Annotated in this window: 1 protein-coding gene; it reads right to left on the bottom strand. The window is 68.7% G+C overall.

The genetic code is table 11. The features are described from left to right. Positions 1 to 108: 108 nt before the first annotated feature. Complete coding sequence (locus OHB23_RS07890) at positions 109 to 8,691, bottom strand: non-ribosomal peptide synthetase (RefSeq protein ID WP_328811241.1); 8,583 nt, start codon at positions 8,689 to 8,691, stop codon at positions 109 to 111. Positions 8,692 to 8,723: the final 32 nt, after the last annotated feature.

Genomic DNA, 8,723 nt, shown 5'->3' with positions numbered 1-8,723 from the left:
TCATGGGGCAACGCCCCATCTGATCCACCCTATCGAGCAGGGCGGCGCGCGCGTCGCTCACCCGGGTGGTGTGAACGGCGCCCGTCACCGTGGTGTGGACGGATCCCGTCATGAGCTCCGCATGGCGAGCCCGATACCCGTCGAGGTCAACGGCACGACGTCGATCTCGGTGCCGTCGGCGAAGCCGTCACACGACTCGCTGTCGCCCCGGCCCGCGTCGGTGACCACCACGGCAAGATCCTCGAACTCCCCGGCGTCCACCGCCGACAGGTCCGACGGGGTGGCGAACAGGTGCGTCACCCACTGATCGAGCAGCACGTCCGTCAGCGACTCCGCCGCACCGTCCTGCACCAGCACAGCGGCGCCCGCGACACCGGCGACCAGCGCCCGCAGCGCCTGCGACACGGTCGAGACCGCCGCCGTCGCGAACAACCGGGACTCGTAGTCCACGGCGAGTCGATCGAGTTCGGCGGACACGATGCCGGAGAGCTGGTCGAACGTGAGCACGCCGACCGAGCCCGTCCCGGTCGGCAGGACCAGCGCCGGGTCGGCTCCGTTCTGCGGGCGTGCCCGATCCGCGTATGTGACGGGACGCGCGGAGAACTGCGCGACGTCGTCGACGGCGTCGTCCACCGACAGGATCAGCGGCGCCCGACTCCCGTTGCGGGATGCGCCGGACAGCACGATCACGTCGGGTGCGACTCGGCCGATGTCCAACGCCGCGCCTGCCTTGAGGATCCCCCACCACAGGGCCAGGGTGTCCGTGTCGAGGCCGGAGTCGCCGGACCGGACCGCGACCGTCGACCCGGCACCGACTCCTGCCCCCGCGAGCCAGCGCGCCAGGCGGTTGGAACGAGCGTCGAGGTCGGCGTAGCTGACCTCGTTCTCGCCGATCACGACGGCGGGGGCGTCCGGATCCGATTCCACGGCCGACGCGAACGACGCGACCACCGACGGCCCGGAGTACACCGCGGGAGCCGTGGTCTCCACCTCGGCCGCCGCGGTGACCACCTCGGCGAGCGGCAGATCGGCGACGATGCGCGTGGGTTCGGTGACCCCGGCCCGCAGCACCGACGCCAGATGCCGGCCGAAGGTCTCCACCGTCTCCTCGTCGAACAGCTCGGTCGAGTACGTGAACATCATCGTCATGTCGCCGCCCGGCTTCCGCGAGCCGTCGTCGTCGACCGTGAGCAACAGATCGAAGTTGGCGGGCTCGAACGGATTCTCCAGCTCGGACACGGTGATCTCGGGCAGCTCCACCCGGGCCGGCGTGATGTTGCGGAACGCCAGTGCGGTCTGGAAGAGCGGCGGCACCGATCCCGTGCGCTGCGGCGCGACGGCGTCGACGACGGTCTCGAACGGCACCTCCGAGTGCGCGAACGCGTCGACGTCCACGCGACGGGCTGCGGCCACCAGTTCGGCGAAACTCAGATCCTCGTCGACCCGCAGACGCAGGGCCACCGTGTTGACGAGCATGCCGACCAGGTTGTCGAGCGCCGGATCTCCGCGGCCCGCCAGAGCGGTGCCGATCGCGATGTCCGTCGATCCGGACAGGCGGGAGAGGACGACGGCGAGTGCCGCGTGCACCACCATGAATCGCGTCGCGTTGTGGTCGCGCGCCAGTGCCTCCACCCGGTCCGCCGCGAACCCGTCCACGGCGAAGTGGACGGACGCACCCTCGCGGGTGGGCGACGCCGGCCGCTCCCGGTCACGCGGCAGATCCAGCTCCGGGGGCAGGCCGTCGAGAGCCTGCTTCCAGTAGGCGATCTGTGCGGACGCGACCGACTCGGCGTCGCGGGGCGAGCCGATGACGTCGCGCTGCCACACCGCGTAGTCCGCGTACTGGACGGGGAGCGGAGCCCACGCGGGGTCGGCGCCCTCGGTGCGTGCGAGGTAGGCGGTGACGAGGTCGCGGGTCAGCGCCACGCGGCTCACGCCGTCCGCGGCGATGTGGTGCACGACGATCGCGAGCACGGCCTTGGTGGAGACTTCCGGATCTCGGAACACCGCGAGCCGCAGCGGGACCGCCGTGGTGACGTCGAAGCCGCGCGTCGCGAGGGCGACGAACTCGTCGATCCACCGCGCGGACGGAACATCCTGGACGGCGAGCTCGACGCCCGCCTCGTCGACCGTCAGGATCTCCTGCCGCGGTACGCCGTCCGTCTGCGGGTACACGGTGCGGAGGATCTCGTGTCTCGTGACGAGGTCACGAACAGCACGACGCAGTGCCATGAGATCGAGACGGCCTTCGAGCCGGATACCCAACGGCAGGTTGTACATCGGCGACGACGGGTCGAGCCGGTTGCTCAGCCACATGCGCTGCTGTGCGAGTGCCAGCGGAATCACATCGGGACGGGGACCCGCGACGAGCGCGGGTCGATCGGACGCACCGAGCTCGGCGACGACCGCCGCGAGACGCGAGACGGTGGTCGCATCGAACACGGCGCGGACCGGAACGTGCACGCCCAGTTCGGTACCGATGCGGGACGCGACCTGGGTCGCGACGAGCGAGTTGCCGCCGAGTCCGAAGAAATCGTCGTCCAGGCCGACGGGTGTGACGTCGAGGATGTCCTCGAAGACACCCGCGATCGCCTTCTCCACCCGCGTCTCGGGTGCGCGGTACGTGCGATCGGAGTCCTCGGTGACCTCGGGCAGTGCCTTGCGGTCGAGCTTGCCGTTCACGGTCAGCGGCAGACGGTCCAGCTCGACGATGCGCGCGGGAACCATGTACGCCGGCAACAGCGAGGCGACGTGTTCGGTGACTGCCGCCGCGTCGACCGTGGAGCCCGATTCGGGCACCACGAACGCGACCAGGACGTCGCCGGCCGGGCGCCGCACCACCGACGCGGCGGCGCCCGCGACACCGGGCGTGGACGCCACGACGGTCTCGATCTCGCCCAGTTCGACGCGGAATCCGCGGATCTGCACCTGGGCGTCCGCACGTGCGAGGTACTCCAGCGCGCCGTCGCGGTTCCACCGCACGACGTCGCCGGAGCGGTACATCCGCTGACCGGCCAGGTACGGGTTGGCCACGAAACGCGTCGCGTTCAGGTCGGGGCGACCGACGTAGCCCTGCGCCAACTGATCACCCAGGACGTAGAGCTCACCTGGAACCCCGACGGGTACGGGCCGCAGGGCGTCGTCGAGCACAATGCCGCCGAGACCCGGGACGGGAACGCCGATGACGCTGCCCTGGGCCGCGGCCGCGAATGCCGCCGTCAACTCCTGGTAGGTGACGTGCACCGTCGTCTCGGTGATGCCGTACATGTTCACGAGCCGGGGACTGTCGTCCGCGTGCCGCGCGTACCAGCGCTGCAGCTGCGACAGATCCAGCGCCTCACCGCCGAAGACGACGTGGCGCAGGGACAGCTCGGTGCCCGCACGGTCGCGCTCGGCCTCGGCGAGTTGATAGAACGCCGACGGTGTCTGGTTGAGCACCGTCACGCCCCGGTCGGCGAGCATGTCGAGGAAGTCGCCCGGCGAGCGAGCGGTCCAGTGGTCCACCACGACGACGCTGCCGCCCGTGGTGAGCGCGCCCCACAACTCCCACACCGAGAAGTCGAAGGCGTAGGAGTGGAACATCGTCCAGACGTCGTCGGGTCCGAAGCCGAAGTACTGCTCGGTGTTCGTCAGCAACGTCACCACGTTGGTGTGCGGGATCGCCACACCCTTGGGGTTACCGGTGGATCCGGAGGTGTAGATGATGTACGCGACGTCGTCCGGCCGCGCCACGGGCAGCAGCGCGGTGGACCCCGACTCCGAATCCGATTCCGCCGCTACGACATCGGTGTCCACGACGACGGTCAGGCCGTCGCGCCGCACCTGGTCCTCGAGCCGAGCGGAGACCACGGCGAAGCGCGCACCGGAGTCGGCCACGACGTAGTCGACCCGGTCGCCCGGATACTCGGGGTCGATCGGCACGTAGGTCGCGCCTGCCCTCATGACGGAGAACAGCACGGCGACCAGATCCACCGACCGGTCGCACACCACCGCGACCCGATCGCCGGACCGCACCCCCAGCGCGTACAGCCTCGCTGCAGCGGCGCGCGAACGAGAGTCCAACTCGCCGTACGTGATCGACACCTCGCCGAACCGCACTGCACTCGCTTCGGGGTGGCTCGCCGCGTGATCGAGCACCCGCGAGACGATGGTGTCGTCGCCCACGGGACGGCCCTCGGACACTCGCTGGATCGACCTCTCGGCGACCACGCGGTCACTGGCGTCGAGCACGTCGATGTCGGCGACAGACACACTGGGATCGTCGACGATCGTGGTCAGCACCTGCACGAACCGGCGTGTGACGGCCTCGATGGTCGAGGCGTCGAACAGTGTCGACGCGTACGAGAACGTGGCCGGCATACCGGCAGGACGGCCCGCGTCGTCGGTGCGGTCGGTCATGGTCAGCTGCAGATCGAATTTGACCACCTGCAGATCGAGATCGACCGTGGACAGGCGCAGTCCGGTGAGTTCCACCGTCGAGTGACCCATGTTCTCGAACGCCAGCATCACCTGGAAGATCGGGTGACGCGACTCCGACCGCGCCGGGGACAGCACCTCCACGAGGCGCTCGAACGGCACGTCGCTGTTGGCGAACGCCTGCAGGTCACGCTCGCGGACGTGGTCCAGCAGCGCGTCGAACGGCTGGCGGCTGCCCACGGTGGTGCGCAGCGCCAACGTGTTGACGAACATGCCGACGAGGTCGTCGATCGCCGCGTCGCCGCGTCCCGCGACCGGGGTGCCGATGACGATGTCGTCGGTCGAGCTGATCTTGGCGAGCGTCACGGCCAGCGCCGCGTGCACCACCATGAAGAGCGTGGTGCGATGGCGGCCGGCCAGGTCGATCATCTTCGCGTGGAGCTCGGCGTCGATCTCGAACGCGTGCGCTCCTCCGCTGAGCGACGACCGGGACGGACGAGCCCGGTCGATCGGGAGCGGCAGCAGATCCGGTGCGTCGCGCAGGGTCTCGACCCAGTAGCGCTCCTGCTGCGCGATGAGCGACGTGGGATCGTCCTCGGACCCCAGCACCTCCCGCTGCCACAACGTGTAGTCGACGTACTGCACGGGCAGCGGGGTCCACGTGGGCGCATAGAACGCGATGCGGGCGCTGTAGGCCGCCATCAGGTCGCGCGCGAGGGGCGTCAGAGACGCACCGTCTGCGGAGATGTGGTGCACCACGATCGCGAGCACGTGATCGGTCTCGCTGATCTGGAACAAACGACCGACCAGCGGGACGTGCTCCGTGACCTGGAAGGTGGTCATCGCGAAGGAGATCAGCACGCCGTGCAGGTCGTCCGCGTCGACCGGTACGGGTGTCAGATCCGGTACCACGGCCTCGGGCTCGTGGGTGACCTGGACCGGTCCGTTCTCGGTGTCCGGGTAGGACGTCCGGAGCGCTTCGTGACGGTCGACCACGTCCATGATCGCGACCTGCAGCGCGGCGATGTCGAGATCGCCCTCCAGACGCAGGGCCAGCGGGATGTTGTAGGCGACGGACGACGGGTCGAACTGATTGAGGAACCACATACGCCGCTGTGCGAGCGACAAGGGCACAGGACCGGTCCGTTCACGGCGCACGAGCGGCATGCGGGTCTCGCCGCGCGCACCCTGCTGCAACCGGGACGCGAGCGACTCGACGGTGGGCGCTTCGAAGAGGGTGCGCACCGAGACCTGGGTTCCCAGAGCTGCGCCGAGGCGGGAGACGGCGCGCGTCGCGATGAGCGAGTTGCCGCCGAGAGCGAAGAAGTCGTCGTCGAGTCCGACCCGCTCGACGCCCATCAACTGCGTGAACACTGTCGCGACGATCTCCTCCACGACAGTCGTCGGCGCGCGAAATTCGCGTGTCGCCAGCACCGGCTCGGGCAGACGGCGGTGATCGATCTTGCCGTTGACGGTGACCGGCAGATGATCGAGCACCACCACCGCGGCGGGGATCATGTGCGACGGTAGATGCTGCGCGGCGTGGCGGAGCAGTTCCGAGTGCTCGAGCGTGATGTCCGGGCGCAGCACGATGTACGCCGCGAGCACCGTGGCCCCGGACGACTGCTTGTGCGCCACGGTGACGGCGGTACGGACACTGGGATGCTCCGCGAGCACCGCGTCGATCTCGCCCAGTTCGATGCGGAAGCCGCGAATCTTCACCTGCGAGTCGGCGCGACCGACGTAGATCAGGTCCCGATCCTCGGTCCACCGGACCAGGTCGCCCGTGCGGTACATGCGCCCGCCCGACTCGGCCCACGGCCCGGCCACGAAGCGCGTGGCGGTGAGGGCGAATCGGTTGGCGTAGCCGCGGGCGAGATCCACGCCGGCGAGATACAGTTCGCCCACCACACCCACGGGTACTGGCCGAAGTCGGTTGTCCAACACCACCTGTCGCGTTCCACGGATAGGGGAACCGATGGTCACGGGCGCACCGGGCTCCAGTGGGTCAGAGATCGACCCGATCATGGTGGTCTCGGTGGGGCCGTAGGCGTTCCGCAGCGCGGTGCGGGAAGCCCAGCGTGCCGCCACCTCGGACGGCAGTGCCTCACCGGCGCTGATGATGGACTCGATCTGCTCCAGCCCCTCCGGCTCGAGTGATCCCAGTGCCGCAGGCGTGATCACGACGTGCGTGACTCTCTTCTCGCGGATGTAGTCCGCCAGGTCCTCGCCGCCGAACACTCCCGACGGAGCCAACGCCAGCGTCGTGCCGGCGGACAGAGCCATCAACTGCTCGAAGATCGACGCATCGAAGCTCGGGGAGGCGACACCGAGGACGACGGACTTCGTCGACACACCGTACGTCACCGTCATCTCGCCGATGATGTTCGACAGACCGTCGTGACCGACCGTCACGCCCTTCGGCAGACCGGTGGAACCCGAGGTGTAGATCATCCATGCTGCCGTGAACGATCGCACCGGCGCCGTGCGGTCGGCGTCGGTCAGCCGTGCGGGCGAGCAGACGGCCAGATCGTCGCCGAACTCCGGATCGTCCACGACGAGCCACTCGATCGTGTCCGGGAGGTCCTTCACGTGTCTGCGTGTGGTCAGCCCGATCCGTGCGCCGGAATCACCCAACATGTGCGCGATGCGTTCGACGGGATAGGCCGGGTCGATCGGGAGGAACGCGCCACCGGATGCCACGATCGACCACGTCGCGTGGATCATCTCGACCGATCGACCGAGTGCGACCGCGACGACGCTCTCCGGTCCGACGCCCCGCGAGATCAGCAACCGGGCCAGGCGGTTGGAGCGCGCGTCGAGTTCGGCGTACGTGACCGATTCCGACCCGCACGTGACGGCCACCGTGTCGGGGGCGGCGTCGACGGCGCGGGCGATGATGGCGCCGAAGGTGACCTGCGGGAAGCTTTCGCCGCCCAGCGCGGGAACGAAACGCTGCCGCTCGTCGTCGGTCAGCACCTCGAGTGATCCGAGCGGAGCATCGGGTTCGGCACCGATCAGGGCGTCGAGGAAGCGCACGAAGCGGGCACGATGCGCGTTCAGCTGGTCCTGCGTGTACCGCAGCGGGTTCGCCTCGAAGTCGATCCGCAGCTCCCGACTGTCCGCGCCGGGATAGATGTTCAGCGCCAGATCCTCCACCGGACCGGTGGTCAGCACGTTGTACGAACCGTTGACGGCGCCGAGCCGCAATTCGTCGTGGAACAGCATGATGTTGATCGACGGACCGAACAGTCCACGCTGGGTGGCCGACTCACCGCTGTCTCGGCGGATGTCCTCGTGGCGGTATCGCTGACGACGCAGGGCGCCGGTGAGTTCGAGTTGCGCCTGGGATGCGGACTCGGCGACCGTGCAGCTCGGCGGCAGTGCCAGACGCAGCGGCACGACGTTGGAGACCATGCCACCCGACCGGCGCATGACCGCGGTCGTGCGCGCTGACACCGGGAGGCTCAGGACCGTGTCCTCGGCTCCGGTCATGCGGGAGACGAACGCTGCGAAGGCAGCGACGACGAAGGGAGCCGAGGCGGTCCCGAGCGAGGTCACGCGCGCGTCGAGCCGTTCGGCCAGATCGGTGGACACGAAACCACCGGCGATCAACGCGGGCGACGTCGGCGGCGCTGTGACGGATGACAGCGACGGCGGGTCCGGGAGGCTGCGTACCTTCTCGGCCCAATACGCGGCGTCCTTCTCGAAGCGGTCCGACGATCGGTACTTGGCGTCGTCGACGTACAGGTTGTGAAGATCGACGGCCTTGGACGGTTCGGGCTCCTCGCCGTCCATCGCAGCCGTGTACAGCGCAGCCGTACGTTGGATCATCGTCATCGCGCCGAAACCGTCCAGCGCGACGTGATGGATGCGGGAGTACCAGAACCAGCGCTCATCGCTCAACCGGAGGACGTGGGAGACCACCAGTCGGTCGACCAGCATGTCCACGGGTGCGCTGTACTCGCGTGTCATCCACTCCATCGCCGCTGCTTCCGGATCGGACTCGGAGCGCAGATCGAAATAGGAGATGTGGTCGCGCATGCTCAGATCGACGTACTGGTACGGCTCGCCGTCCACCTCGGTGAGACGCAGGTAGCCCGATCCGAACTCGCGCCCGGCCCGGTCGAGAGCGTACTCGAGAACGTCCAGGTCGAGGCTTCCGTTCAGTTCGACATAGTGCGCGATGGAAATCGGGACGTCACCGGCGAGTTGCTGGGAGAACCAGATACCGCGCTGCGCTCCGGACAGCGGGAACGCACCGTCCGGAAGCACCGTTCCATCACTCGTCAGGGGACCTTCGCCGG

Source organism: Rhodococcus sp. NBC_00294 (assembly GCF_036163995.1).
Lineage (GTDB): Bacteria > Actinomycetota > Actinomycetes > Mycobacteriales > Mycobacteriaceae > Rhodococcoides.
The sequence above is the reverse complement of the archived record's forward strand: the minus strand, read 5'-3'. Positions and strand labels throughout refer to the sequence as shown.